Origin of the sequence: Streptomyces venezuelae, from assembly GCF_008642295.1 — a bacterium.
Lineage (GTDB): Bacteria > Actinomycetota > Actinomycetes > Streptomycetales > Streptomycetaceae > Streptomyces > Streptomyces venezuelae_C.
This window is the reverse complement of record NZ_CP029190.1, coordinates 1,254,102-1,280,504: the sequence shown is the minus strand read 5'-3', so window position 1 is coordinate 1,280,504 and position 26,403 is coordinate 1,254,102. Positions and strand designations below refer to the sequence as shown.

Sequence of the window (26,403 nt, the reverse complement as noted above, 5' to 3'; positions counted from 1 at the left end):
CCCTCTGCCGGGAGGCCACCTCATGATCCCCCCTCGTTCCCGCACGATCCCCTTCAAGAAGCGGGCCGCCGTCCTGCTGTCGATCGCCACCGCCGCCACCGCCCTGACGAGCCCGGTCACCGCCGCCGCCCCCGCGGCGCCCACCGCGGCAGCGGGCCTGAAGTGGACGAACTGCGCGACCACCCGCTACCCGACCCTCCAGTGCGCCACCCTCGGCGTCCCCCTCGACCACGCGCAGCCGGGCGGCCGGAAGATCTCGCTGGCCCTCACCCGGGTCCCGCACACCGCCGCGAAGTCCCAGGGCCCGCTGCTGGTCAACCCCGGCGGTCCCGGCGGCAGTGGCCGCGCCCTGGCCGGGTACATCGCCTCCGCGCTGCCCAAGAGCGTGGCCGCCCAGTACGACGTCATCGGGTTCGACCCGCGCGGCGTCGGCCGCAGCGAGCCCGCCCTCGACTGCGGGCCCGGCCACTTCACACCCGTACGCCCGGACTCGGTGCCGTACCAGGCGGCCGACGAAGCGGCCAACCTCGACCGGGTGCGCGCCTTCGCCAAGTCCTGCGCCGACCGGCACGGCGATGTCCTCCCGCACATCGGCACCGTCGCCGCAGCCCACGACATCGAACTCCTCCGCCAGGCCCTGGGCGCCCCCCGGATCAGCTACTTCGGCTACTCGTACGGCACCTACCTGGGCGCGGTGTACGCCAAGCTGCACCCCAAGCGGGTGCACCGGCTCGTCCTCGACTCCGTCGTCGACCCGTCGGGCGTCTGGTACCAGGACAACCTGGCACAGGACATCGCCTTCGACGCCCGCCACAAGGCCTTCCTGGCGTGGGTGGCGCGGTACGACGCGAAGTACCGGCTGGGCAGTGACCCGGCCCGCGTCGAGGAACGCTGGTACGCGATGCGGGACGCGCTGCGCGCCGCCCCGGCCGGCGGCAAGGTCGGCCCGGCCGAACTGGAGGACACCTACCTGCCGGGCGGCTACTACAACGGCTACTGGCCCAACCTGGCCGAGGCGTTCGCCGCGTTCGCGGTACGCAAGGACCCGAAGCCGCTGGTCGCCGCGTACGAGCGGTTCGGCGCGGTCGACCCGGCGGCCGGCAACAGCTACAGCGTCTACAGCGCGGTGCAGTGCCGGGACTCGGCCTGGCCGAGGGACTGGAACGTGTGGCGGCGCGACATGTGGGCCACCCATGCCAAGGCGCCGTTCATGACCTGGAACAACGCCTGGTACAACGCGCCGTGCGCGTTCTGGCCGACCGAGCAGCTCCAGGCCCCGGACATCACGAACACCGAACTCCCGCCGGCCCTGCTGGTGCAGGCGAGCGAGGACGCGGCCACTCCGTACGCGGGCGCGGTGAGCATGCGGCAGAAGCTGGCGGGTTCGGCCCTGCTGGTGGAGCAGGGCGGCGGCAACCACGGGGTCGCGCTGAGCGGGAACAAGTGTCTGGACGAGAAGGTCGCGGCCTACCTCGGCTCGGGCCGGGCCGCGGACGCGACCTGCCCGTCCCAGCCGGCCCCGGAACCCACCCCGACCACCCGCGCCCTCCCGCAGTCCGCGGGCGGCGCAGCCCTCCACGGCCTCCTGGGCTTCCGCGGCTGAACCCCACCCGGGCCCGGCCGCCGGCCCGGCCTTGGCCGGGCCGGGCGGTTCCCTCGGCCCGCCGGCCCGGCCCATCCGTCTAGAAGCGGTCGGCGGGCTGTGCCCGGAGCGGGCCCGTCGGGACCGGCACCCGGCCGGTCCGGCTCGGCCGGGCGCCCGCCCGGCCGAGCCGGACCGACCCGCTTGGGCCGGCCCCCGGCCGGCCCTGGCAGGATCGGGGCGTATGAGCAGTGATCACATCACCCGGATCCCGGCCCCCGAGGGCGTCAGCCCCGGCACCGGCTACAGCCATGTCACCTGGGGCACCGGCCGGTTCATCGCGGTGTCCGGGCAGTGCGCCCTGGACGAGCGCGGCGCCGTCGTCGGCCCCGGCGACGCCGCCGCGCAGGCCCGGCAGGTGTTCGAAAACCTCCGCAGGTGCCTGGCATCGGCCGGCGCAACCTTCGAGGACGTGGTGAAGCTGACGTATTTCGTCACCGATGTGGCCGACCTTCCGGCCGTCCGGGCCGCCCGTGACGCAGTCATCCCCGGCGACCGGCTCCCCGCATCCTCGGCGGTCCAGGTCTCGGCCCTGTTCCGTCCCGAACTCCTCGTGGAGATCGAGGCGTTCGCGGTGGTTCCCACCGACCCGGCGGGGCCGGGCAGCGGTCCGGGCGGTCCGGCATAGTGGGTGCATGAGAACGCTCGTACTCGTCGACGCACCCTCCAACCTGGGCCTGAAGCCGCCCGCCCCGGGAACCGTGCCCGGCGTCTACAAGCTGGCCGGGGCCCTGCGCGAACAAGGGCTGGCGGCACGCCTCGGCGCCCGGGAGGGCGGGGTCGTGGTGCCGCCCCGCTACGACCGCGGCAGCTGGCAGCCCGGAGACGGGGTGTTCCACGCCGACCTCCTCGCCTCGTACACCGTCACGCTCGCCGACCGCATCGAGCGCCACCTGCGCACCGGTGAGTTCCCCGTGGTGCTCGGCGGGGACTGCTCCATCCAGCTCGGCGCCTCCCTGGCCATGCGCCGGCTCGGCCGGTACGGTCTCGCGGCCATCGACGGCTCCGCCGACTTCCGGCACGCCGGCAACACCGCCGTCAACGGCCCGGTCGGGGCCGCCGGCGGAGAGGAGCTGGCCATCGCCACCGGGCGCGGGCAGCGGGACCTCGCCGACATCGAGGGGCTCTCGCCGTACCTCCGCGACGAGGACGTACGGATCTTCGGCGTACGCGACGGGGACCCGGACCTCGCCGAGCTGCGCGCCCTCGGCATCCGGACCGCCACCGTCGGGGAGATCCGCGAGCGCGGCCCCGCGACCGTCGCGAAGGCCGCGCTGGACGGGCTGCACCCCCCGGTGACCGAGGGGTTCTGGGTGCACCTGGACGCCGACGTGCTCGACCCGAGCGTGATGCCGGCCGTGGACAGCCCGGACCCGGGCGGCCTGCTCCCCGCCGAACTGGCCGAACTGCTGCACGCGTTGGTGGCATCGCCGCGCTGCGTGGGGCTCAACGTCACCATCTACGACCCCGACCTCGACCCGGACGGGAGTGCGGGAGCCCTGCTGGCGGACCTGGTGGCCGGAGCCTTCCCCGCACCCTGACCCGTTGGCCCCGGCCGGGGCCCGGGCCCCGGCCGGGGCGGGCCTTCGCAGGGCCCTTGTTCTCCGGTCCTCGCGGAGTGTTCCATTCCCCCATGGCCACCACCGTCCGTCGCGCCGTCGTCACGCTCCCCGCCGCCCCGCTCGGCCCCGAGAATCCGCTGCCGCCGCTCCGCGTCCTCGACGAGGTGCACGTACTCGACGAACGGGCCCGCGCCGGCCTGCCCCGCGACATGGTCCGGCAGATCGGCTACGAGCCGCTGCGGTCGCTGCTGCCCGTGCGGCTCAACGACGGATACCGGCGGGAGCGGGCGGAGACCGGCTTCGAGGCCGTGGTGCTGGAAAACGAGCACCTCAGAGCCACCGTGCTGCCTGGCCTCGGCGGCCGGCTCCACTCCCTGGTCCAACTGCCCACCGGAGAGGAACCGGAACGGGAACTCCTCTACCGCAACCCGGTGTTCCAGCCCGCCGCCTTCGCCCTCAACGGAGCCTGGTTCTCCGGCGGCGTCGAATGGAACATCGGCGCGACCGGCCACACCACCCTGTCCTGCGCACCCCTGCACGCCGCACTGGTGCCCGCCCCCGACGGCGGCACGATGGTCCGGCTCTGGGAGTGGGAACGCCTGCGGAACCTGCCGTTCCAGGTGGATCTGTGGCTGCCGGACGCCTCCCCGTTCCTGTACGTCGGAGTGCGCGTACGCAACCCGCACGAGCGGCCCGCGCCCGTCTACTGGTGGTCGAACATCGCCGTCCCCGAGACCCCCGGCACCCGGGTGCTCGCCCCCGCCGACCGGGCCTGGCACTTCGGCTGCGAACGCAGCCTCCGCCGGGTGCCGGTGCCGGAGTGGGAGGGCGCGGACCGGACGTACCCGCTGCACAGCGAGTACCCGGCCGACTGGTTCTACGAGCCGGCCGAGGACGCGGACAGGCCCTGGATCGCCGCGCTGGACACCGAGGGGCGCGGACTGGTGCAGACCTCCACCGCGCTGCTGCGCGGCCGGAAGCTGTTCGTGTGGGGCGCGGGCCGGGGCGGGCGGCGCTGGCAGGAATGGCTGACCGAGCCGGGCACCCCCGGCTATGCGGAGATCCAGGCGGGCCTGGCCCGCACCCAGCTGGAGCACGTACGCCTGGAAGCCGGGGCCGAGTTCAGCTGGCTGGAGGCGTACGGGCCGCTGGCCGCCGACCCCGCCGCGGTGCACGGCGCGGACTGGCCCGCGGCCCGCGGCGAGGCCGAGCGGGCCCTGGGCGCGGCCCTGCCCCGGGAGCGGGTGGAGGCGGCCTACGCGGCCTGGCGCCCGTACGCCGACCGGGAACCGGAACAGCGGCTCGCCACCGGATCGGGCTGGGGCGCCCTGGAGGTGCTGTGCGGGGGCCTCAAGCTGCCCGGCACCCCCTTCGAGGAGTCGGAGGTGGGCGAGGTAGAACGCCCCTGGCTGGAACTCTGGCGCGGCGGCGCGCTGCCCGCCCCGGAGCGCCCCGCCCCGCCGGGCCCCAGCCTGGTCGCCCCGCACTGGCGGGACATGCTGGAGACCGCCCCCGCCGACCCGCTGACGGAGTACCACCTGGGTGTCGCCCAATGGCACGCGGGCGATGTGGCCCAGGCGGTCCGCAGCTGGGAACGGGGCCTGGCCCTCGCCCCCGCCCGGTGGCCGCTGCTGCGCTGTCTGGCGGTGGCCGACGGACTGGCGGGCGACTCCGGCCGGGCCGCGGAGCGCTACGCGGAGGCCTTCGCCGATCTGATGGCCGAGTGCCGGGACGGAGACGGCCGGGACGGCGGGGCATGGCCGGCCGCCGAAGCGGCCCTGGGGCAGGAGGCGATGGCCGCACAGCTGGCGGCGGGCCGGACCCGGGAGGCGCGGGAGATCTGGGACCGGCTCCGGCCGGGTCAGCGCGAGCAGGGCCGCTTCCGGTTGCTGGCGGCGCGGCTGCTGGTCGCGGAGGGCCATGTGGCCGCCGCCCGGCGGCTGTTCGAGGACGGCATAGAGGTCCCCGACCTCCGCGAGGGCGACGAGGTCCTCTCCGAAATCTGGTCCACGCTGACTGATGCCCCCCTCCCGAGCCGCTACGACTTCCGGATGCGCCCGCGATAGCGCGGCCATGCCGGAGCGACCTGCCGGTGTGGTGGCGTGGAGGCGTGGTGGTGGCGGTGGCGGTCAGGCGCGGCAGAGGATCTCGCCGTTCAGGACCGAGAACCAGGCGTCCGGCTCGGTTCCCCACGTCCGCCACGCCGTGCCGAGTGCCGCCAGCTGCTCCGGCGTGGCATGGCCGCCCCCGGACGCGATCCCGGCGTACGAGGAGGCCGTCGTACGGTCCGCCCACAGCGCGGTCCACCAGGAGATCTCCTCCGGCGTGGCGTAGCACCACGCCGTGGCCGTGCACCGGACCTCGGTGAAGCCGGCCGCCCGGGCCCAGGACAGCAGCCGGCGGCCCGCGTCCGGCTCGCCGCCGTTCGCGCGGGCCACCCGCCGGTACAGGTCCAGCCAGTCGTCCAGGGCGGGAGCCGCCGGGTACCAGGTCATCGCCGCATAGTCCGCATCCCTGGCCGCGACGATGCCGCCGGGACGGCAGACCCGGCGCATCTCGCGCAGGGCCTGCACCGGATCGCCCACGTGCTGGAGCACCTGGTGCGCGTGGACCACGTCGAAACTGTCGTCCGGGAAGTCCAGGGCGTGCACGTCCGCGGTGCCGAATTCGATGCCGGTCAGGCCGCGTTCCGCCGCGTACGTCCGGGCCTGTGCGACCACGTCCGCCGCCGCGTCCACCGCGACCACCCGGCCGCCCGGAGCCACCAGTTCCGCCAGGTCCGCGGTGATGGTGCCGGGGCCGCAGCCCACGTCCAGGACGGACAGGCCCGGGCGCAGCTCGCCCAGCAGGTACGCGGCGGAGTTCCGGGCGGTCCGCCAGCGGTGCGAGCGCAGCACCGACTCGTGGTGGCCGTGGGTGTAGACGGCGGTTTCGCGGGCGTGGTTCATCGCGGCACTCCTGGGGCGTCGGGTCCTCGTCGAAGCGGTGTTACCACCGTAGAGGATCATGTCGGGATGTGAGATAGGCGTATTGAAATGTGGACAGCACCCGTATGGGCAAAGGAGGTTCGCGATGGGTTGGGGTGGTCGCTGGCAGGGCAGTCGAGGGGCGAGGACAGTGGGTGACAGTGGGCTCAAGGGGGACTCAGCCGGGCGAGAGGACGGTGGGAGCCGTGGGAGGAAGTGGAACTCAGCAGGACGCTTTGCTGGAACAGCACGCCGAGGCCCTGCGCCTGTTCGGCGACCGGGTGCACGCCGTCCGGGAGGACCAGTGGGGTGCGCCGACGCCCTGTACCGAGTGGACCGTGCGGGACCTGGTCAACCACGTCACCGGTGAACAGCTCTGGATCCGGCCCCTGGTCACCGAGGGCCGCACCGTCGCGGACGTCGGCGATGCGCTCGACGGGGATCTGCTCGGCGCCGACCCGGCCGCCGCCTGGGACCGGGCCGCCGCGGCCTCGCACGCCGCCTTCGCCGAGCCCGGGGCGCTGGACCGCACGGTCCGGCTGTCGTACGGTCCGGCGCTCGGCTCGGAGTACTGCTCGGAACTGACCGCCGACTGTGTCGTGCACGCCTGGGACCTCTCCCGGGCCATCGGTGCCGACGACCGGCTGCCGGACGGGCTGGTCGAGTTCTCGATCAAGGAGGTCATGCCGTACGCGGACGGGCTCGCGGCCAGCGGCATGTTCGCCGCGCCCCTGGAGATCCCGGCCGGGGCGGATGCCCAGACCCGGCTGCTCGCCCTGCTCGGCCGGGCCTCTTGAGGGCACCTCGACCGGGCCTGGACGGGCCTTGAGCGACTCTGAGGGGCGTATCAGCCCAAACGGCCGTATAAAGGCAGTGCGGGGGGTGGGTGGCAGACGGCCCAGGGCGGGCCGGGCGCAAGCGCCGGCGGACGCGGCAGGCGGAAGCGGCAGGCCGCGGACAGGCGGAAGCGGCAGGGCGCGAGCAGGCGGAAGCGGCAGGGTTCAGGGCTCTGCGGAGGACGAGGAGACAGAGGCGGTGGAGGGGATGCAGCGCACGGCACCGGAGGGCCACGGGCCGGTCCGCTACGGCCCGCCCGCCCCTGCCCCCGAACCGGGCCTGCCCGTGCTGCCCGAACTGCGCGCCGTCCTGGCCGGTGCGGCCGGCCGGGCCGCGCCCGAGCCGCCCGGCGGCGGCCCGGCCGTCCGGGAGGCCGCCTGCCGGTACTGGGAGCGGCGCGGCCTGCCCACCACCCCGGAGGACGTCGCCGCCGCCCCCGGCGCCCCCGCACTCCTGCTCGCCCTGCTGGCCGCCTCCGGTGGCGATGTGCTGCTGCCCAGGCCCTGCCCGGCCTGGTGGACCCCGCAGGTGCGGATGCTCGGGCGGCGGGCGTATCACGTGCCGACCCCCGCGGAGTGCGGCGGCGTGCCGGATCCGTGGGCCCTGCTGGAGACCGTACGGCGGGTCCGGGCCGAGGGCGGGGATCCGCGGCTGCTGCTGCTCAGTACGGTCGACGACCCGACCGGGACGGTCGTTCCGCCCGAGCTGCTGCGCGAGGCCTGCGAGGCGGCCGAGTCGGAGGGGCTGTTCGTGGTCGCCGACGAGACCTGGCGGGATACCGTGCACCGGCCGCACGACACGCTGGTCCTCAGCCCGGCCGAAATGCTGCCCGGGCAGGTCGCGGTCCTGGCCGACCTGGCCGGGGCACTGCTGCCGGCCGGCTGGCCGGCGGGCATCGCCCGTTTCCCCGGCACCCCGCGCGGTACCTGGCTGAGGGCCCGCACCCTCGACGTGCTCACCGCCACCGCGGCGGTGGTGGCGGGTCCGGTCGCGGCTGCCGCGGCGTACGCGCTGGACGAGCCCGAGCCGGTGGCCGCGCGCGGCCGGGTCGCGGCGCAGCTGTACGGGGCGGTCGCCACCGCCGCGCACGAGGTACTGCTGGCGGCGGGCGCGCTGGCCCGGCCCCCGCAGGCGGGCCGGCACCTGTACGTCGACCTGACCCCCCTGCGGGCGGGCCTGGCCCGGCGCGGCGTGGGCGACGCGATGGAGCTCGAGGACTGGCTCGGCAGCCGGCTGGGCGCGCCCGCCCCCGGCGGGCAGCGGTTCGCGGACGAACTGGGCGCCCTGCGCTTCCGGTTGTCGACCGGGCCGCTGCTGGGCGCGACGGAGGAGGAACGCCTGGCCGCGCTCGGGGCCCGGGACCCGCTCGGGCTGCCGCACGTACGGGCGGAGCTGTCGGCGCTGGCGGCGGTGCTGGCGGAGGTCCTGGTCGACGGGCGGGGACCCGGCCGGTGAGTGACGGCGGACCTGACGAGCGGTCCGCCGACGAGTTGACGTGACCAGCAGACGCGACAAACCCTGTGTCCCCGGCGAACGGAGCCTTGCTGATGAGGGATCAGACGGACCGGTGCGACACTGCGCACCGTACGGCGGTACACCCCGGCGACATGGCTGCCGCCCAGTCGGCGCAGCCCGCCGCCACCAGACCTGCCGCGGGGCTGCTGCGCCGCCAGGCGGTACTGGGACGTGGGGCGGGGGTACTGCCGGTCCCGGCTGTCCCGTCCGCCCCGGCGCATGCGGTACGGGCACCGGGAGTGCCGCCGATGGCACCGCCGGGGGCGCCGCCGGGGGAGTTGCGCCCGCTTGGGGAGGTCCGTGCCTGGCCGAGGTCCTTCGCGGACCGGCTGACCAACCCGCTGCCGGGCGGCGTACGGGAGTTCGCCCGGCTCGCCCGCGAAGGCGCCTTCCGGCCCGGGCCGGAAGGGCTCCGCGGAATCCCCGATCTGCCGTACGAGCCCGCCCCGTTGCCGGTGGCGGCCCCCGGAACGGTGTCGGTCACCTGGGCCGGGCACGCCAGTTGGGTGATCCGGATCGGCGGACTGACCGTGCTGACCGACCCCGTCTGGTCCCGGCGGATCCTCGGAACTCCGGCGCGGATGACTCCGGTCGGGGTCCGCTGGGAGGAACTGCCGCCCATCGACGCGGTGGTGATCAGCCACAACCACTACGACCACCTCGACGCGCCCACCCTCAAGCGGCTGCCCCGGGACACCCCGCTGTTCGTCCCGGCCGGCCTCGGCCGCTGGTGCCGGCGGCGCAGGTTCACCCGGGTCACCGAGCTGGACTGGTGGGAGGCTGCCGAACTGGGCGGCGTCCGCTTCGACTTCGTACCCGCCCACCACTGGTCGAAGCGGTCGCTGCTGGACACCTGCCGGACCCTGTGGGGCGGTTGGGCCCTGACGGACACCGCGACGGAGAAGAAGGTGTACTTCGCCGGGGACACCGGCTACGGCCACTGGTTCGCCGAGATCGGCCGCCGCCACCCGGGCATCGACCTGGCCCTCCTCCCGATCGGCGCGTACGCGCCCCGGTGGTGGCTGAGGGACGTCCACGCGGACCCGGAGGAGGCGGTGCAGGCCTGCCTCGACCTGGGCGCGGAGCGGATGGCCCCGATGCACTGGGCCACGTTCGTCCTCTCGGCGGAACCGGTCCTGGAACCCCTCCACCGCACCCACGCGGCCTGGACCGCGGCCGGCCTCCCCCGCGAAAACCTCTGGGACCTGGCGATCGGTGGGTCGGGGGTTCTGTAGGGGACCAGGCTCCACATCCACGCAAGGCGCCCGGCCGGGGGACTCGTCCCCCCGCCGGGCGCCTTGAATTGCCCCTGCCAAGCAGTGTCAGCCGATGCCTCTGAAGCTCTTCCAGCCGTCCGCGGTGTCGTAACCGGACTCGTTTCCGATACTGGTCCTGCCACCGGCCACGAGCCGCTGCCGGCCGTCGTTGCGGACCGCCCAGAGACCCGACCCGGATCCTCTACGGGCTGCGCGCGAACGCCCTGAGCGGCGCACCGGCCGCCAAGGTCGAGTTCAACGTCGGTGAACGCTGCCTCGAGCCGGTCGACGGCCGGTGCGACATCAAGAAGTTCGAATCGACGAACTACGAGGACAAGCAGGTCTGGTGGGACACACCGTCCACCCTCAACTGCAAGTTCACGGACAAGAACTGCTACACCGGTGCCCCCACGTTCTGGTCGCGCCAGCGCCTGGAACAGGTCAAGACCTTCGCACAGCGCACCCCGGGCTCCACGGCACTGTCCCAGGTCGATCAGTGGACCCTGACCCACTCCTTCCCGACGCAGCGCACCGACACCCACCCCCCGCTGTGGCTCGACTCGATCCAGCGCGACGGATTCGGTACCAAGAAGGACGCGCAGGGCAGCCTCAGCACCGACCTTCCCAAGGTCTACTTCCTGCCCAACAGCTCCAGTGACCCGATGCCCAACCGCGTCAAGTCGGCGACCTCCACCTCCTTCACCCCGGCCACCGGCCCGGCCTTCACCACGACCGTCACGAACGCCGCCGGCCACACCACCACGACGAAGTCCGACCCGGGCCGTGGCAGCGCCCTCGAGACCACGGACGCCAACGGCCGCACGGTCACCACCGAGTACGACCACCTCGGCCGCTCGGTCAAGGTCTGGACCCCGTCCCAGAAGCCGGCCACCGACGACCCCGCGTACAGGTTCGGCTATCAGATCGAGGCGGAGAAGCCTCCGGCCGTCACCTCCAGCGTGCTGCGCGACAACGGCACGTACGAGGACTCGATCGCGATCTACGACGGGCTGCTGCGCCCGCTCCAGACCCAGAAGGAAGGCGTCGGCGGCGGCCGGATCGTCAGCGACTTCTTCTACAACCAGGACGGCAGCACCAGGCGGACGAACAACGGCTACCACGCGGAGGGCGAGCCCAGGGCCGAGATCTTCGTCTACCGGTCCGACTTCTCCGTTCCCAACTCCACCCAGACCGCCTACGACGGCCTCGGCCGGCCGGTGCGTGTCACCACCTTCCACCGGGACACCGCGAAGTACTCCAGCACGAACCAGTACGGCGGCGACTGGACGGTCGCGCGGACGGGCATGTCGGCGAGCGGTCTGGCCCCGGTCCCGGGCAGCCGGGCCGTGAAGACCTGGACGGACGCACTCGGCCGCACCTCGAAGATCCAGCACTACACGGCCACCGACCTCACCACCGCCAACGACACCGGCTACGCCTACGACCTGCGCGGCAAGCTGATCAAGGTCACGGACGCGGCCGGCAACGACTGGACCTACACCTACGACGCCCGGGGCCGGAAGAAGACGTCAACCGACCCGGACATGGGCCGGTCGGAGTTCGCCTACAACGAGCTGGACCAGCTCACCTGGACCCGGGACGAGACGGGCCGCGCCCAGCACCACACGTACGACGTCCTCGGGCGCAAGGTCGCGCTGCGCGACGACGCCTGGAACGGCAAGCTCGTGGCGGCCTGGACCTTCGACACCCTCCCGGGCGCGAAGGGCCACCCGGTCGCGTCCACCCGGTACGACGACAACGGCAAGGCGTTCACCAGCGAGGTGACCGGCTACGACACCGAGTACCGGCCCACCGGCAGCAAGATCACCATCCCGGACACCCCGGCCACCAAGGGCCTGGCCGGCAGCTACGCCTACAGCACCGGCTACACGCGCACGGGCAAGGTGCAGTCGACCACCCTCCCGGCCACTCCGGGCGGCCTGGCCGCCGAGCGGCTGGTCACCCGCTACGACGGCGAGGGATCGCCGCTCACCCTGTCCGGCCTGTCCTGGTACACCGCCGACACCGTCTACAGCCCGTTCGGCGAGGTCCTGCGCACCGCCTCGGGCAACGCACCCGAGCGGGTGTGGACCACGAACTTCCACGACCCCAGCACGGGCCGCCTCACCACCTCGTACACCGACCGCGAAACGGCCCCGCACCGCATCTCGGAGCTGAACTACGCCTACGACCACGTCGGCAACATCACCTCCGTCACCGACCGCCGGCCCGGCGACACCCCCGACCGCACCGACCGGCAGTGCTATGCGTACGACCCGATGGGCCAGCTGCGGAAGGCCTGGACGGGCCGGACGGACTGCTCCGCTCCTTCCACGTCCACCGTCACGGCCGGCCGGGACGGCGACGGCTTCTGGCACGAGTACGAGTTCGACAAGATCGGCAACCGCACCAAGCTGACCGACAAGGACCTCACCAGCGAGGCCCTGGACGACACGTACGACTACGAGTACGGCGTCACCGTCACCAACAACGGAACCCAGGCGACAACCCGTACCCAGCCCCACGCCCTCACCACGGTGAAGACGACGACCAGGAAGCCGGGCTCGACAGTCGAGTCGGTCTCCACCTACGGCTACGACAGCGTCGGCAACACCACGCGCCGCACCATCGGCGGCGACACCCAGAACCTGACCTGGGACCGCCGCAACAAACTGACCTCCGCCGACAGCCCCGGCATCGGCGCCTTCCCGGTCATCGGCCTGTCCGGCAAGTGCCTGGACGTCCAGTCCGGGGCCACGGCCGACGGCACCCCGGTCCAGCTCCACACCTGCAACGACACCAAGGCGCAGCAGTGGCGCCTGACCGGCGAAACCCTCCAGGTCCTCGGCAAGTGCGCCACCTCCACGGGCGGTGCCGTCACCCTGTCCGCCTGCAACGGCGGCAGCAGCCAGAAGTTCGTCCACCGCACGGGCGACAAGACCCTCCACCACCCGGCCACCGGCACCTGCGTGGAGGTCCCGGGCGCGAACCCCACCGACGGCACCGACCTCACCCTCGCCCCGTGCACGGCCGGCGCCGCCCAGCAGTGGAACCTCACCGACACCACCACCTACCTCTACGACGCCTCGGGCAACCGCCTGATCGAGGACACCGGCGCCACCCGCACCCTCTACCTCGGCGAATCCGAGATCACGGTCGACGCCTCGGGCAAGGCGATCGACGCCCGCCGCTACTACGCGAGCCCGGGCGCCCCCACAACGGTCCGCCACACCTTCGGCAAGACCATCGCCCACTCCCTCTCCCTCCTCCTGACCGACCACCACAACACCGCCACCACCTCCATCGACCAGGGCCCCGGCCAGCCGGTCAGCCACCGCAAGTCGGACCCGTACGGCAACCCCCGCGGCACCCAGCCCACCGGCTGGCCGAGCGACCACACCTTCCTCGGCGTCGGCATCGACGACACCACGACGGGCCTGACCCACATCGGCGCCCGCGAATACGACCCCACCACGGGCCGCTTCATCTCGGTCGACCCCCTCATCGACATAGCCGACCCCCTCCAGATGAACGGCTACACCTACGCCAACGGCAACCCGATAACCAATTGGGACCCCACAGGCCTCATCAATGCAGCCATGGGCGGTGACGGCAAGAACAAGCCGGCCCGAGGGTACGTCGAGAAGTTCGACCAACACATCGTCAACTCGGTCGAGAAGATGACTGGCGATGACTATGACAAAGACGGCCGCGTCTACGTATTTCCGACTGTCACCGTGTCTACGAAGTGGCCCAAGAAGCATCGGGTGGCATTCGCCAAGAATTTCTACAATGAAATTGACAGGCTGTGTACTGGCGGGTATAGCGAATCCTGCTTCTCCGACAAGTCTCACATCACTAACCTGCAAACCGTCAATCATGCTGTGGCGAGTGCATGCTATGACACTGTCGGCCCGAATTGCCCGGCGGATCTGAAGTACAACGTTGCAAAGATGATCTCGCTGGGAGGCGGGGTTGCCTTCTCTGAAGGCGGTGGCGAGGGTGGTCAATTTACTGGGCCGAGAGCTCCGTGGATCGGGGCTCGCAAGGGGGACTGCGGACGTAACAGTTTCGTAGCCGGAACCGAAGTCCTCCTGGCTGATGGCACCCACAAGCCGATCGAGGAACTGCGCGTTGGTGACGAAGTAATCGCCACTGACCCCGAATCGGGGGAAACCACGGCTGAGGCCGTGACGGCCGAGATCTACACGCAGGACGACAAGACCTACGTCGACGTGAGTGTGGAGACGGCCGACGGGGTCAAGGTGGTGACGACCACTGGCCACCATCCGTTCTGGTCGGAATCCGAGCACGCCTGGCTCGACGCAGCCGATCTCAAGGCCGGCATGACCCTCCGGACTGACGAGGGCGCTACCGCTCCCATCGCTGCGGTTCGGACGTACCAAGCCACCCTGGACACCTACAACCTCACGGTCGCCGACCTCCACACGTACTATGTGCTCGCAGGCGTCACGCCGGTCCTTGTCCACAACTGTGGTGGTGGAGTCGATGCGAACGGTTCACCTTGTTCCTGCTCTGGTCCTCCGCCCTATGGATCTGGTAGCGCCTACACTGTCGGCTACCAAATGGAGCTTCCTTCCACCTCGTATCCCAAAAAGCCTCGATCGCTCCATTTTCAGGATGCAAATCGCAGCCTCTATGCGGCAATGCAGCAAGATGCAACCTTCGCCGCCAGTATGGAGAGTATGATCCCGGGTATAACGAAATTCCTCACACCGGGCCCCAGGGGTGGTATGACGAGTGCAACACCGGCGAGTCTTGGTTGGACGTGGCACCATGCGACTGATGCTGGAGTGATGCAACTTGTTCCTCGCTCGCAGCATCGGTATGGCGGACAGCTGCAAGGCGCCCTTCATCCAGGTGGAGTGGGTGGCTTCAAAATATGGGGATAGAGGTTTTTTGTGGTGACTCTTGAGTCTGTGCTCAGGTCGATTAACGAGATTGACGACGAGCTGATCATCTACGTTCCACAGGCTGGCCACTTGAGCCTGGCTAGCAATGTAGAGTTGTTGAGTCTCGCTTCGGTCGAGAATGTAGATCCAAATCTCCGATACCTCCTTGAGGTTCAGCTGGCAAAAGACGTCATCGAGACCTGGTCTGAATGGCGCAATGGAACAGTTCCTACAGTCGAAGAGATGTTCGCGGCGATTTCCTATTACGCCGAATGGGATTCCTACATCCCTGTTGAATCGTAGGATTCTATTCACTTCTCTCTGTGAGGCTGTTTTGTGAAGTGGATCTATTTGATTGCCGAGCGAACAGTTGAGGTCCCCCGGAATCTCGGCTGTTGTGGAAGTGAACCTGCGTGATTCGCGAGTCGACATCACGAACCTGTCCATGAAGCTACGTGAGATCTTGGACTGGGGAGCCCCCGAGGAGCGACCAGAGCTGATCGGACTGAACGTTTCCGAGTAGCCGTCTGGTGAGTGAGTTCTCGCTATACGCTGACCCTGACCGTCGAGATCAATGCATATGGGCCCCGCCCGGAATGACTTCCGGGCGGGGCCCATATGGCGTTTGGCGGCAACGCTGCCGCTGAGGTTGAAAGGGCAGGGTGACGGGGCTATGGGGGCTCCAGCGCGAGCCCGGTCTCGGCTATGAAGCCGTTGAGGATCTGCGGTCGGCGTTGGATGCCACGTAGGCGGTTCTTCACGCTTGGGGTGAGGTCGTCGACCGTGCGGGGTGCGAGGGGAGCGGACCCCAGGTGCGCGGTTTCGGTTACAGGCCGATGTCGTCGGTGGCGGCGTCCTCCCAGAACACCGGGGACTTCGTGGACCAGTCGCCCTGTGTGCGTAGCTTTTCGGCGCGATTGCCGCGCTTGCGGCCTGTGGTGACAAGGCCGCGGCCGGCAGAGTGGCCGGTGCGGCGGCCCTCGATAAATGAAGCCTCTGAGCGCTGGCATGCAGCATTCCTGCAGGGCTCCGCTGAAATGGTCAATTGAGCGGAGGCTCGGGGTTATGCCGTGCCGCGGAGGTGGCGCCAGAGGGTTGGGGCCGTGCTGATCAGGAGGGTGAGGGCCACCGCCAGGGCCACGCCCTGCCAGGGTTCCGGGAAGAGGGCGCCGCCCAGGATGCCGATCAGGCCGTACGTGGCGGCCCAGGCCAGGCAGGCCGGGGCGTCGCCGCGGGCGAAGCGGCGCAGCGGGAGGCCGGCCAGGAGGCAGGCCAGCATCACCGGGATGCGGCCCGCCGGGATCAGGCGGGAGACGACGAGGACCAGGACGCCGTGCTCGTCCAGGCGGGTCTGTGCCTGGGCCAGCCGTTCCGGGGTGGCCCGCTTCTCCAGGGCCGCCAGCCAGCGCGAGCCGTTGCGCGAGCGGACCCCGCGCTGCCCGAGCCAGTAGAGGGCGATGTCCCCGAGGAAGGCCGCGACGGCGCCGACCAGGAAGACCAGGAGCACGCCGAAGGGGAGGGACTGCTGCTGGTGTACGGCGACCACGGCCGCGGAGCTGACGAGTGCGCCCGTCGGGATCACCGGGATCAGCGCGCCCAGGGCCACCAGCAGGAACAACGCCGGGTAGCCGACCGCCTGTTGGGTGGTTTCCGGCGGGACCTGCTGCACCGTCTCGGCGAAGGGGATCACGGCAGCAGCACCCGCTCGCCGTGCTCCGGGGCCCGGACGGCGACCTTCGGCGCCAGCCGGGCCGCATGCCGTACGAACTCCCCGCCGGGCGCGTGGAATTCGTGCGGCCGGACCGCGTCCATGCCGATGGGCCAGTACGTTCCGTAGTGCACCGGCACGGCCGCGGTCGGGGCCAGCGCGGCCAGGGCGTCGGCCGCACGGGCCGCGTCCAGATGCCCCGGGCCCAGGTACGGACCCCAGCCGCCCACCGGCAGCAGGGCCACGTCCACCGCACCGACCTCCTCGGCCATCGAGTCGAACAGGCCGGTGTCCCCGGCGAAGTAGGTGGTGGAGGTGCCGTGGACCACGTAGCCGAGGGCGGGGGAGAAGTGTGGGCCGAAGGGGAGGCGGCGGCCGTCGTGGCGGGCGGTCACCGCCCGGACGCATACCCCGTCGCCGACCGTCACCTCGTCGCCCGGGGAGACCTCCGTGACGCGCAGGGAGCGGACCCCGGCGATGCGGGCCAGGCCGGGCACCGCCCGGCGGGCGCCGCGCGGGACCAGCAGCCGGGTGCCCTTGGCGAGGCGGGCCAGGGACGGCAGGTGGAGGTGGTCGGCGTGCAGGTGCGAGACGAGTACCACGTCCGCCCGGGCGGCCTCCGGCGGTGGCAGGGCCCCGCGCCGGCGCCGCAGATGGGCCAGCCGCCGGGTGAACAAGGGGTCGGTCAGCAGCCGTACTCCGGAGTCCTCGACCGTACACGTGGCATGCCCCCACCAGGTGACCTCCACCGGCACTGCGGCCCCTCCCTCCTTCGGACGCCCCCACCTGCCCCCGAGCCTAGGCCCTGGCCGGGCGATCCGCCCGTGTGTCTGTCCCGGCGTCCGCCCGGACGTCCGCGCGCCGCTACCCCCGTCCGCCCGTATGCCCACGCCTCCGCCCCAGCCGGGACTGGCCGACCGTACCCTCCTCCCGGCAGCCCGATCGGAGTAGGGTCGGGCGGCATGGATGCGCTGCGGGTGGCCGCGATCGCCAGCCTGGTCCCCCTTGAACACCTGGACGCCGATCCCTTCGTCGTCGACACCCGGAGCCAGCACGCCATGTGCGCCCGCTGGGCCGCCGGCCAGGGCTATGTGATCACAAGGCAGCTGCTCTTCTACGGGCTGCGGGCCGACCACTGTGCGCTCTGGGCCGATGTCGACGAAGGGCAGGTCGATCTGTTCGTCGCGCCCAACCTCCGGGTGCTGGAGCGGGCCCTGCGTTCGGTGGACGAGTTCACCGCCGAGTGCCGGCGGCGCGGGGTGCGGCTGGAGACCGCCGGGCTGGACGAGCCCGCCTACACCTCGGCGATGAAGGCCGAGGTGCACCGGCGGCTGTCCATGCCGACCGCCGGGTACGACGGCACCTGACGTATCTCCCCGATGTCTGCTCTTGGGCTGAGTTTCTGACGGGCGTTTCTGGCTTTCCGCCGGTTTCCACCGACCCGCCGCCGGGTTTTGAGCGCCTGTCGAGTGCTGCGCCCCGTCCGCCCGCCCGGGCGCCGCCGTGCGCCCCTGTGCCGAACCGCCCGGTCAGCCGCGTTGTGCGAGGCTGGGGAGGGGCTCGCGGGCGGGGCGCGGGCCGTGAGGCGAGGTGGGAACGGCGTGCTCCACGGGCGGTGGCGAACCACGGGCAGCGCACTGGTGCGGATGCTGCTGGTCTGGGCGGTGTCCACGCTGACCATGCTGCTGCTGGCCGGGGCGCTGCCCGACTTCCGGCTGCAGTCCGACGACGGCGACAGCCTCACCCAGATCGCACTCGCCGCCGCCTGGGGCGCCGGCGCCTTCGGTCTGCTCAGCGCCCTGGTGTGGCCGGTGCTGGTGCGGGCCCTGTTGCTGGTGCCCGCGCTGGTGCTGGGCCTGCTGGTGTTCTTCCTCAACGGCACGCTGCTGCTGGTCGCGCTCCGCCTGATCCCGGACGGGCGGGGCGAAGCCGCCCCGCAGACCGCCGTGGTGGTGGCCGCGGTGATGTCGGCGGTCGCGTCCGCGACCTCGACGGCGCTGGCCGTACGCGATGACGAGGCGTACCGGAGGCGGCTGTACCGGCTGGCCGACCGCAGGCGGCGGCGCGGCCGGTCCGGTGGTCCGGGGGCCGGCGAGAGCACCCCGGGGGTGGTGTTCCTCCAGCTGGACGGGGTCGGGTACGAGCTGCTGCGCCAGGCGGCGGGCAGCGGACTGATGCCGACCGTGGCCGACTGGCTGGACCGCAGCCACCGGGTCACCTCCTGGCGGACGGACTGGTCGAGCCAGACCGGCGCCAGCCAGCTCGGCCTGCTGCACGGTTCCACCTTCGACGTGCCCGCCTTCCGCTGGTACGAGAAGGACAGCGGGGAGATCATGGTCTGCAACCGGCCCACCAGCGCGGCCGAGCTGCAACGCCGGGCCGCCGCCCGGGTGGGTCACGCCGGCCTGCTGTCCCGGGACGGCGCGAGCCGGGGCAACCTGTTCAGCGGGGGCGCCGGCCAGCTGGCGCTGGTGCTGTCGATCGCGGCCCGGCGGGGCAAGGGGAACCGGTCCAGGGCGGGCTACTTCGCGTACTTCTCCGACCCCGCCAATGCGGTCCGTACGGCGCTGTCCTTCGTGGCCGAGGTGGGCCGGGAGATCGGACAGGGCCTACGGGCCCGCTGGCGCGGGGACGGCCGGCCGAGGGTGTCCCGCGGCGGGCTGTACCCCTTCATCCGGGCCTTCGCCACCGTGGTGGAACGGGATGTGGTGGTGGCGGCGGTGATCGGGGACATGCTGGCCGGGCGGGCCGCGGTCTATGCCGACCTGGTGGCGTACGACGAGGTGGCGCACCATTCGGGGCCCGTCGGCCGGGACACCGACCGGGTGCTGGCCCGGCTCGACCGGAGTCTGGCGCTGCTCGCCCGGGTCGCCGAGCACGCGCCGCGGGACTACCGGATCGTGCTGCTGTCCGACCACGGGCAGAGCCCGGGGGAGACCTTCCTCGGGCGGTACGGGCTGACCCTGAAGGACCTGGTCCGGGCGGGCTGCGGGCTGCCGGTGTCCCGGCGGGCGGGACGCACCCACAGCGGGGCGGAGGCGCGGGCAGCGGTCCGGGCGGCCCTGCACAGGCCGGTCGAGGAGGAGCCGGAGGCCGTGCGGGGGCAGGAGGAGAAAGGATCCGACCCGGTGGTGCTGGCCTCCGGCAACCTCGGCCTGATCTCGTTCCCCGGGGTGACGGGCCGGGCCACCCGCGAGCAGATCGACCGCGCGCACCCGGCGCTGCTGGCCACCCTGGCCAACCATCCCGGGATCGGCTTCCTGCTGGTCGACGGGGAGGTGCTGGGGCCGGACGGGGCCTCGGCGCGGCTGGACGAGCCGGGGGAGGCGGAGAAACTGCTCGCCGTGTTCGGGCCGGGGGCGGCGGAGGCGGTGCGGCGGACCGACTCCTTCCCGCACGTGGCCGACATCATGGTCAATTCCGCGTACCACCCGGGGACGGGTGAGGTGCACGCCTTCGAGGAGCAGATCGGTTCGCACGGCGGGCTGGGCGGGGAGCAGGGGCATCCGTTCCTGATGTGGCCGACGGTGCTGGAGCCGCCGCCGGCGGGGATGGTGGGCGCGGAGCAGGTGCACGAGGTGCTGCGGGGCTGGCTGCCGCCGCAACCGACGGCCCCGTCCCCCGGCCCCGCCCCAGCGCACCGGCCCGCCCCGGACCTCTCGGAGCGGCCGAAGGATTCTCGGCCGCAGGCCCGCGAGGGTGGAAGCCTTTCGCCCCTCCAGCCGCTCCCGCAGGACGAAAAGCGGTGATTTGGTGCTGTCCGTGCGGTGCCGCACGATGGCGGCCGTCCACGATGTGAAACACCCAATCCCCCGCTCACCGTGGCGTCCGCCGTATCCGCAGCACCCGATACCACCCTGAGGCACACCAGCAGTGAGCAGCACCACCCTTCGGCCGGCGGCCGAGCAGACCACCACCACCACCAACAACACCAACACCAACACGCACGCCCGCCGCTTCGGCCTCCCCATCGCTGTCTGCCTGGTCATGGGCAACATCATCGGCGGTGGCATCTTCCTGCTGCCCGCCTCCGTGGCCCCGTTCGGGACCATCAGCCTGGTCGCCTTCGGAGTGCTCAGCCTGGGCGCCATCGCCCTCGCCCTGGTCTTCGGCCGGCTCGCCGAGCGCCACCCGCAGACCGGCGGCCCGTATGTGTACGCCCGCGCCGCCTTCGGCGACTTCGCCGGGTTCCTGGCCGCGTACAGCTACTGGATCACCACCTGGGTGTCCAACGCGGCGCTCGCCGTCGCCGCGGTCGGCTACCTGGCGGTGCTCTTCCCGGCCGTCGGCGCGCACTCCTGGTCGATGTGCCTGGCCGCGCTCGCCGTGCAGTGGCTGCCCGCCCTCGCCAACCTGGCGGGCACCCGGTACGTGGGCGCCGTACAGCTGGTGGCCACGGTCCTGAAGTTCGCCCCACTGCTGCTGGTGGCCGTCGGCGGCCTGTTCTTCTTCGACCCGGCGAACCTCGGGCCCTTCCGGGCCACCGACCAGAGCGCGGTGGGCGCGGTCTCCGCCTCGGCGGCGATCCTGCTCTTCAGCTACCTCGGCGTGGAGTCGGCCGCGGTCAGCGCCGGCGAGGTCCGTGACCCGCGCCGCAACGTGGGCCGGGCCACGATCCTCGGCACCCTGGGTGCGGCCCTGGTCTACCTGCTGGGCACGGTCGCCGTCTTCGGGCTGGTCCCGCACGACCGGCTGGTCGGCTCCGAAGCCCCCTTCACCGATGCCGTCAACGCCATGTTCGGCGGCGCCTGGGGCGGCACCGTGGTGGCCTGCGCGGCGGTGATCTCCATGGTGGGCGCCCTGAACGGGTGGACCCTGCTGAGCGCCCAGACCCCGTACGCGGCGGCCCGGGACGGGCTGTTCCCGAAGGCCTTCGAGACCCGGCGCCGTGGGGTGCCGGTGGTGGGCGTGGTCGTGACGGTCCTGCTGGCCTCGGCACTGACCGTCTACAACTACACGGCCGGCTCGGAGGGCGTCTTCGAGATCCTGGTCCTGATCACCACCTTCACGGCGACCGTCCCCTACCTGCTGTCCACCGCCGCCCAGATCTACTTCCTCGCCTCCGGGCAGGCCGACCGGGTACACCGCGGCCGGCTGGTGCGCGATGCCGTCCTCGCCGTGCTGGCCTTCGGCTTCTCGATGTGGCTGGTGGCGGGCTCCGGCCACGCCGCGGTGTACCAGGGAGTGCTGTTCCTGTTCGCGGGCGTGCTCGTGTACGCCGTACTGGCCGCCCGCAGGAAGCGCGCGGCCGTCCAGGGCACCGGCACCGGCACCGTCACCGGCACCGTCGACCTCGGCTGAAAATCGGGTGCGTACGGGGCCGCCGGTGCGCTCCCATGGGGTGCACCGGACACCCACGGGGTGTGCCGGAGACACCCATGGGGTGTGCCGGACCCGTCTCCCACCCGAAGGACACCGCCGCTCGTGCAGGCTGCCGTCACCGTCACCCCCGCCCAGATCCCCGGACTGCTGCTCGGACTCGCCACCGTACGGCCCGTGTTCCTCTGGGGGGCGCCGGGAATCGGCAAATCCTCGCTCGTGCGGAAGTTCGCCGACTCGCTCGGGCTGGAGTGCGTCAGCCTGCTCGGGACCCAGCTCGCGCCCGAGGACCTCATCGGGGTCCCGCAGATCCGGGACGGGCGGAGCGTGTTCTGCCCGCCGGAGGCCATCGCCCGCGACGAGCCGTACTGCCTGTTCCTCGACGAACTGAACGCGGCCACCCCCGACGTACAGAAGGCGTTCTACTCGCTGATCCTCGACCGCCGGATCGGTTCCTACGAGCTTCCCGAGGGCTCCCTCGTCATCGGCGCGGGCAACCGGGCCACCGACAACGCGCTCGCCCGCCCCATCGCCTCGGCCCTGGTCAACCGGCTCACCCACGTCCACCTGGACGCCTCGGCCACCGACTGGCTGGTCTGGGCCGGGGAACACGGCATCCACCCGTGGATCACCGACTACCTCACCGACCGCCCGGACCACCTCTGGTCGGCGCCGCCCAAGACCGAGGAGCCGTTCTCCACCCCGCGCTCCTGGCACATGCTCTCCGACGCCCTGCACTCCTTCGGGCCGGACCTCGACGAGCAGACCCTGAAGGTGATCGCGCACGGCACGCTGACCCCGGCCCACGCGGTCTCCTTCTGCGGCTACGCGAAGATCGTCCGGCACACCTTCGGCATCGAGGCGATCATGAAGGGCGACGTCTCCTGGCCCAGCCGGCTACAGGACCGCGACCTGCTCTACTACCTCGCCGAGGCGTTCCGCGGGCGGCTGGTCAAGGAGCTGCCGGCGCAGAAGGAGCACGTCTCGCCCGCTGTGCGCCAGCTCGCCTACCGCTCCAAATCGCTCCTGGTCCAGCTCGCCGAGATCTCCGTGGAGGTCGCCCAGACCGTCATCGCGGACGACCCCGACGGCCTGCCCGTCCTGCCGGCCTGGTTCCTCGTCGAGGCCGCACGTGACATGCCGCGCCTGGTCGAGGCCCGCCGGTGAGCAGTGGCGCGCAGCGGGGCGCCAAGGGCGGCGCCAAGGGCGGCGCCAAGGGCGGGGCGAAGAAGAAGGCCAAGCCCGATCCGGCCGCCGAGGCCTACACCCGCGGCCTGGCCAAGGCACGGCACAACCCGGCCTTCGCCGCGCTGGAGCAGGAACTCTGCCGCAGCAAGGACTGCGCCCTGTGCCCCCGGGACGGGCTCGTCCGCATCGACTCCAACGGGATCCTGCACGCCCACCCCACCCGGCTCGCCGACCCCGAGGAGTGGGCCTGGGCGCTGGCGCACGGCCTGCTCCACCTCGGTTTCGGCCACCTGCCCGCCGACACGGCCGACGGGCGCGAGCAGCCGGACCGCTTCGACCTCGCCGCGCGCTGCGTCGTCGTCAACCGCTTCCTGCAGACGGTGCCCACGGGGCGGCCCCCGGAGACGTTCCCCGCCTCCTATCCGGGCGGTGACGAGGAACAGCTCGCCGCCCGCTGGCGCCGCGACGGCATCCCCGCCGTGTTCGAGCACTGCGGGACCGCGGGCCATGAACCGGACCAGTACCTGCGCCCGTACCGGCACTGGAGCAACACCGTGCCGGACTGGCAGACCGCCTTCGCCGCGTCCCTCACCCGCAGCGTCTCCGCCGCCATGGACAGCGCCGGCGGACGGGAACCGGGAGCGGAGCGCAGGCCCTGGGACCTCGCCCTGAACTGGTTCGTGTCCTCCTATCCGCTGCTCGGCGGACTCGCGGCCGGCCTCACCGTGGTCGCCGACGCCGAGCTGGCCCGCGCCCGGGGGATCTCGATCGCCGCCGTCTCCGCGCGCGCCGGGGAGATCTACATCAACCCGCTGCGCACCTTCGAAACCGCGCAGTGGCGTTTCATCCTGGCCCACGAGATGCTGCATGCCGCCCTGCGGCACGGCGAGCGCTGCGGCGCCCGCGACCCCTATCTGCACAATGTGGCCGCCGACTACGTGGTCAACGGGTGGCTGGTGGAGATGGGCGTCGGCGAGATGCCGGAGGGGCTGCTGTACGACCCGGAGCTGCGCGGGCTCTCGGTCGAGGAGGTCTACGACCGGATCGCCACCGACCTGCGCAGGCAGCGGCGCCTGGCCACCCTGCGCGGCAAGGGGGTCGGCGACATCCTGGGCGAGCCGCTGCCGCATCCGGGGAGCGGCCCGTACTCCGATCTGGACGAGTTCTACCGCCGCGGCCTGGTCCAGGGCTTCGACCTGCACCGGGCGGGGGAGCGGGGCCTGCTGCCGGCCGGCCTGATCGAGGAGATCCGCGCGCTGGCCCACCCGCCCGTCCCCTGGGACGCGAAGCTCGCCCGGTGGTTCGACGAGTACGTGCCGCGGCCCGAGCCGGTCCGCAGCTACGCCCGCCCGGCCCGCCGGCAGGCGTCCACTCCCGGCATTCCGCGCGCCGGCCGGTACTTCCCGCCCGAGGAGACGGCCCGCTGCACCTTCGGCGTGGTCCTGGACACCTCCGGATCCATGGACCGTGCCCTGCTCGGTGCGGCCCTGGGCGCCATCGCCTCGTACGCCGAAGCCCGCGACGTACCGGCCGCCCGCGTCGTGTTCTGCGACGCGGCGCCGTACGACGCGGGCTATCTGCCCCCGAGCGAGATCGCGGGCCGGGTGAAGCTGCGCGGGCGGGGCGGAACCGTGCTGCAACCGGCCGTCGACCTGTTGCAGCGGGCGGAGGACTTCCCGCCCGGGGCCCCGCTCCTGGTGATCACGGACGGCTGGTGCGACACCCTGCGGATCCGGCGCGAGCACGCCTTTCTGGTTCCGCAGGGTGCCTCCCTGCCGTTCACGCCCCGAGGGCCCGTCTTCCGGCTGACTCCGCCGACTCGGGCGACTCAGTCGAGGTAGTCGCGCAGCACCTGCGAGCGCGACGGGTGGCGCAGCTTCGACATGGTCTTGGACTCGATCTGGCGGATCCGCTCACGGGTCACCCCGTAGACGCGGCCGATCTCGTCCAGGGTCTTGGGCTGGCCGTCGTTCAGGCCGTAGCGCATGGAGACCACGCCCGCCTCGCGCTCCGAGAGCGTGCCCAGGATGGACTGCAGCTGCTCCTGGAGGAAGGTGAAGGAGACCGCGTCGGCCGGGACGACCGCCTCGGAGTCCTCGATGAGGTCACCGAACTCGCTGTCGCCCTCTTCACCCAGCGGGGTGTGGAGGGAGATCGGCTCGCGGCCGTACTTCTGGACCTCGATGACCTTCTCCGGGGTCATGTCGAGTTCCTTGCCCAGCTCCTCCGGGGTGGGCTCGCGGCCCAGGTCCTGGAGCATCTGGCGCTGCACCCGGGCCAGCTTGTTGATGATCTCGACCATGTGCACCGGGATGCGGATGGTGCGCGACTGGTCGGCCATGGCACGCGTGATCGCCTGCCGGATCCACCAGGTCGCATAGGTCGAGAACTTGAAGCCCTTGGTGTAGTCGAACTTCTCGACGGCACGGATCAGACCGACGTTGCCCTCCTGGATCAGGTCCAGGAAGAGCATGCCGCGGCCGGTGTAGCGCTTGGCCAGCGAGACCACGAGGCGGAGGTTGGCCTCCAGCAGGTGGTTCTTGGCCCGGCGGCCGTCCTCGACGAGGATCTCCAGCTCGCGGCGGTAGGCCGGCTTGTGGTCGTCCTCTTCCTCCAGCTTGTACTCGGAGAACAGGCCCGCCTCGATCCGCTTGGCGAGCTCGACCTCCTGCTCGGCGTTGAGCAGCGGCACCTTGCCGATGAGCTTGAGGTAGTCCTTCACCGGGTCGGCGGTCGCGCCGGCCACCATGACGGTCTGCGCCGGGGCGTCGTCGTCGTCCTCGTCGGACAGCACGAAGCCCTGGCCACCGGGCTTGGCGGCGTCGTCCTCGGTGTCGTCGGACAGGTCCTCGAAGAGGTCCTCGCCCTCCAGCTCCGGGGTCTCGCCCGCGTCGGCGTCCTTGGCGGAGGTCTTCTTGGCCGCCGTCTTCTTGGTGGCGGTCTTCTTCGCGGCGGCGGTGGCGGTCTTCTTGACTGCGCGCTTCTTCGGCTCGGCAGCGGCGGTGGCGGTCGCCTCGCCGGCGCTGGCCTCGGCGGCCGGGTCCGGCTGAGCGGATATCGCCGCCGCGGCGGCCGGGGCGGCAGCGGTCTTGCGGGCACCGATCGGGCGCGGCGGGGTGGCCGCCTTCTTCACGGCGGTACGGGCCGGCGCCGCCGCGGCCTTGCGGGGCTTCTTCGCGGCGGTCTTGGCGGCGGGGGCCGCGCTGACGTGCAGCGCCACACCCTCCTCGTCCAGGACCTGGTTCAGGCTGCGCAGGACCCGCTTCCACTGGTCCACCGGGATGCGGCCGGCCTCGAAGGCCTGGCGCACGTCGTCACCGTTGATGTGACCCTGCTCGCGGCCACGCTCGACGAGCGCGACCAGGGCCTCGGATTCGGCGATCTCCGGAGGGAACGTACGGGACGGGCTGAGCGACACAAGGAGCCTCTCGTTGCGAACAGATAAAGGACGGGCGGGACATCATCGCGCGGACCTACGGCAACACCCCGAGGGGGGT

At 72.0% G+C, this 26,403-nt stretch carries 18 protein-coding genes; 14 read left to right on the top strand and 4 right to left on the bottom strand.

Going from position 1 to position 26,403, the window contains the following annotated elements:
• Positions 1–22: 22 nt before the first annotated feature.
• From DEJ50_RS05690 to DEJ50_RS05675, 4 genes are all read left to right on the top strand, one after another.
• Entirely contained in the window at positions 23–1,603 is a 1,581-nt protein-coding gene (locus DEJ50_RS05690; RefSeq protein ID WP_150206495.1) for an alpha/beta hydrolase, read from the top strand.
• Positions 1,604–1,826: 223 nt separating this feature from the next.
• The gene (locus DEJ50_RS05685) at positions 1,827–2,270 is read left to right on the top strand and encodes a RidA family protein (protein WP_150206494.1); all 444 of its coding nucleotides are present in this window, start codon (positions 1,827–1,829) and stop codon (positions 2,268–2,270) included.
• A 7-nt stretch (positions 2,271–2,277) separates the two neighbouring features.
• Positions 2,278–3,183, top strand: coding sequence for an arginase family protein (locus DEJ50_RS05680; RefSeq protein ID WP_150206493.1), 906 nt, complete (start codon positions 2,278–2,280; stop codon positions 3,181–3,183).
• Between the two features lie 92 nt (positions 3,184–3,275).
• Positions 3,276–5,270 carry a DUF5107 domain-containing protein gene (locus DEJ50_RS05675; protein WP_150206491.1) on the top strand — a complete coding sequence of 665 codons (1,995 nt, stop codon included), beginning with the start codon at positions 3,276–3,278 and terminating at the stop codon, positions 5,268–5,270.
• 63 nt (positions 5,271–5,333) lie between these two features.
• On the opposite strand, the gene DEJ50_RS05670 is transcribed toward DEJ50_RS05675, so the two are convergent.
• The gene (locus tag DEJ50_RS05670) at positions 5,334–6,152 is read right to left on the bottom strand and encodes a methyltransferase domain-containing protein (RefSeq protein WP_150206490.1); all 819 of its coding nucleotides are present in this window, start codon (positions 6,150–6,152) and stop codon (positions 5,334–5,336) included.
• Between the two features lie 254 nt (positions 6,153–6,406).
• Here DEJ50_RS05670 and DEJ50_RS05665 point away from each other — a divergent pair, with 254 nt between their 5' ends.
• From DEJ50_RS05665 to DEJ50_RS05645, 5 genes are all read left to right on the top strand, one after another.
• Complete coding sequence (locus tag DEJ50_RS05665) at positions 6,407–6,967, top strand: TIGR03086 family metal-binding protein (RefSeq protein ID WP_223837616.1); 561 nt, start codon at positions 6,407–6,409, stop codon at positions 6,965–6,967.
• A gap of 247 nt (positions 6,968–7,214) precedes the next feature.
• Complete coding sequence (locus DEJ50_RS05660) at positions 7,215–8,462, top strand: aminotransferase class I/II-fold pyridoxal phosphate-dependent enzyme (protein ID WP_150206488.1); 1,248 nt, start codon at positions 7,215–7,217, stop codon at positions 8,460–8,462.
• A gap of 308 nt (positions 8,463–8,770) precedes the next feature.
• Entirely contained in the window at positions 8,771–9,757 is a 987-nt protein-coding gene (locus DEJ50_RS05655; RefSeq protein ID WP_150211933.1) for an MBL fold metallo-hydrolase, read from the top strand.
• A gap of 683 nt (positions 9,758–10,440) precedes the next feature.
• Entirely contained in the window at positions 10,441–14,691 is a 4,251-nt protein-coding gene (locus tag DEJ50_RS05650) for a ricin-type beta-trefoil lectin domain protein (RefSeq protein WP_150206486.1), read from the top strand.
• 12 nt (positions 14,692–14,703) lie between these two features.
• The gene (locus DEJ50_RS05645; RefSeq protein WP_150206485.1) at positions 14,704–14,994 is read left to right on the top strand and encodes a hypothetical protein; all 291 of its coding nucleotides are present in this window, start codon (positions 14,704–14,706) and stop codon (positions 14,992–14,994) included.
• Positions 14,995–15,754: 760 nt separating this feature from the next.
• Here the strand turns inward: DEJ50_RS05645 and DEJ50_RS05640 are convergent.
• On the bottom strand, positions 15,755–16,381 hold the full coding sequence (locus DEJ50_RS05640) for a DedA family protein (RefSeq protein WP_150206484.1): 627 nt from the start codon (positions 16,379–16,381) through the stop codon (positions 15,755–15,757).
• Positions 16,378–17,154 carry an MBL fold metallo-hydrolase gene (locus DEJ50_RS05635; protein ID WP_150206482.1) on the bottom strand — a complete coding sequence of 259 codons (777 nt, stop codon included), beginning with the start codon at positions 17,152–17,154 and terminating at the stop codon, positions 16,378–16,380. The genes DEJ50_RS05640 and DEJ50_RS05635 overlap by 4 nt, the downstream gene beginning before the upstream one ends.
• 207 nt (positions 17,155–17,361) lie before the next feature.
• On the opposite strand from DEJ50_RS05635, the gene DEJ50_RS05630 reads away from it, so the two are divergent.
• The 5 genes from DEJ50_RS05630 to DEJ50_RS05610 all read left to right on the top strand — a co-directional run bounded on the left by DEJ50_RS05630 (position 17,362) and on the right by DEJ50_RS05610 (position 24,747).
• On the top strand, positions 17,362–17,766 hold the full coding sequence (locus DEJ50_RS05630) for a hypothetical protein (protein ID WP_150206481.1): 405 nt from the start codon (positions 17,362–17,364) through the stop codon (positions 17,764–17,766).
• A 279-nt stretch (positions 17,767–18,045) separates the two neighbouring features.
• Positions 18,046–20,148 carry a phage holin family protein gene (locus tag DEJ50_RS05625; protein ID WP_190344886.1) on the top strand — a complete coding sequence of 701 codons (2,103 nt, stop codon included), beginning with the start codon at positions 18,046–18,048 and terminating at the stop codon, positions 20,146–20,148.
• 124 nt (positions 20,149–20,272) lie between these two features.
• Entirely contained in the window at positions 20,273–21,700 is a 1,428-nt protein-coding gene (locus tag DEJ50_RS05620; protein WP_150206478.1) for an amino acid permease, read from the top strand.
• A gap of 123 nt (positions 21,701–21,823) precedes the next feature.
• Positions 21,824–22,885, top strand: coding sequence for an ATP-binding protein (locus DEJ50_RS05615; protein ID WP_150206476.1), 1,062 nt, complete (start codon positions 21,824–21,826; stop codon positions 22,883–22,885).
• Positions 22,882–24,747, top strand: a complete 1,866-nt coding sequence (locus DEJ50_RS05610) for a DUF2201 family putative metallopeptidase (protein ID WP_150206474.1) — start codon at positions 22,882–22,884, stop codon at positions 24,745–24,747. Before DEJ50_RS05615 ends, DEJ50_RS05610 begins: the two co-directional genes overlap by 4 nt.
• Here the strand turns inward: DEJ50_RS05610 and DEJ50_RS05605 are convergent.
• Positions 24,735–26,324 (bottom strand): RNA polymerase sigma factor, encoded by a 1,590-nt coding sequence (locus tag DEJ50_RS05605; RefSeq protein WP_150206472.1) that lies wholly within the window; start codon positions 26,322–26,324, stop codon positions 24,735–24,737. The two genes, DEJ50_RS05610 and DEJ50_RS05605, sit on opposite strands and share 13 nt — an antisense overlap.
• Positions 26,325–26,403: the final 79 nt, after the last annotated feature.

Coding starts and splice junctions, on each gene's coding strand:
- DEJ50_RS05690 (WP_150206495.1), top strand. CDS start 23: ATGATCCCCCCTCGTTCCCGCACGATCCCCTTCAAGAAGCGGGCCGCC.
- DEJ50_RS05685 (WP_150206494.1), top strand. CDS start 1,827: ATGAGCAGTGATCACATCACCCGGATCCCGGCCCCCGAGGGCGTCAGC.
- DEJ50_RS05680 (WP_150206493.1), top strand. CDS start 2,278: ATGAGAACGCTCGTACTCGTCGACGCACCCTCCAACCTGGGCCTGAAG.
- DEJ50_RS05675 (WP_150206491.1), top strand. CDS start 3,276: ATGGCCACCACCGTCCGTCGCGCCGTCGTCACGCTCCCCGCCGCCCCG.
- DEJ50_RS05670 (WP_150206490.1), bottom strand. CDS start 6,152: ATGAACCACGCCCGCGAAACCGCCGTCTACACCCACGGCCACCACGAG.
- DEJ50_RS05660 (WP_150206488.1), top strand. CDS start 7,215: ATGCAGCGCACGGCACCGGAGGGCCACGGGCCGGTCCGCTACGGCCCG.
- DEJ50_RS05655 (WP_150211933.1), top strand. CDS start 8,771: ATGGCACCGCCGGGGGCGCCGCCGGGGGAGTTGCGCCCGCTTGGGGAG.
- DEJ50_RS05650 (WP_150206486.1), top strand. CDS start 10,441: ATGCCCAACCGCGTCAAGTCGGCGACCTCCACCTCCTTCACCCCGGCC.
- DEJ50_RS05630 (WP_150206481.1), top strand. CDS start 17,362: ATGGATGCGCTGCGGGTGGCCGCGATCGCCAGCCTGGTCCCCCTTGAA.
- DEJ50_RS05625 (WP_190344886.1), top strand. CDS start 18,046: ATGCTGCTGGTCTGGGCGGTGTCCACGCTGACCATGCTGCTGCTGGCC.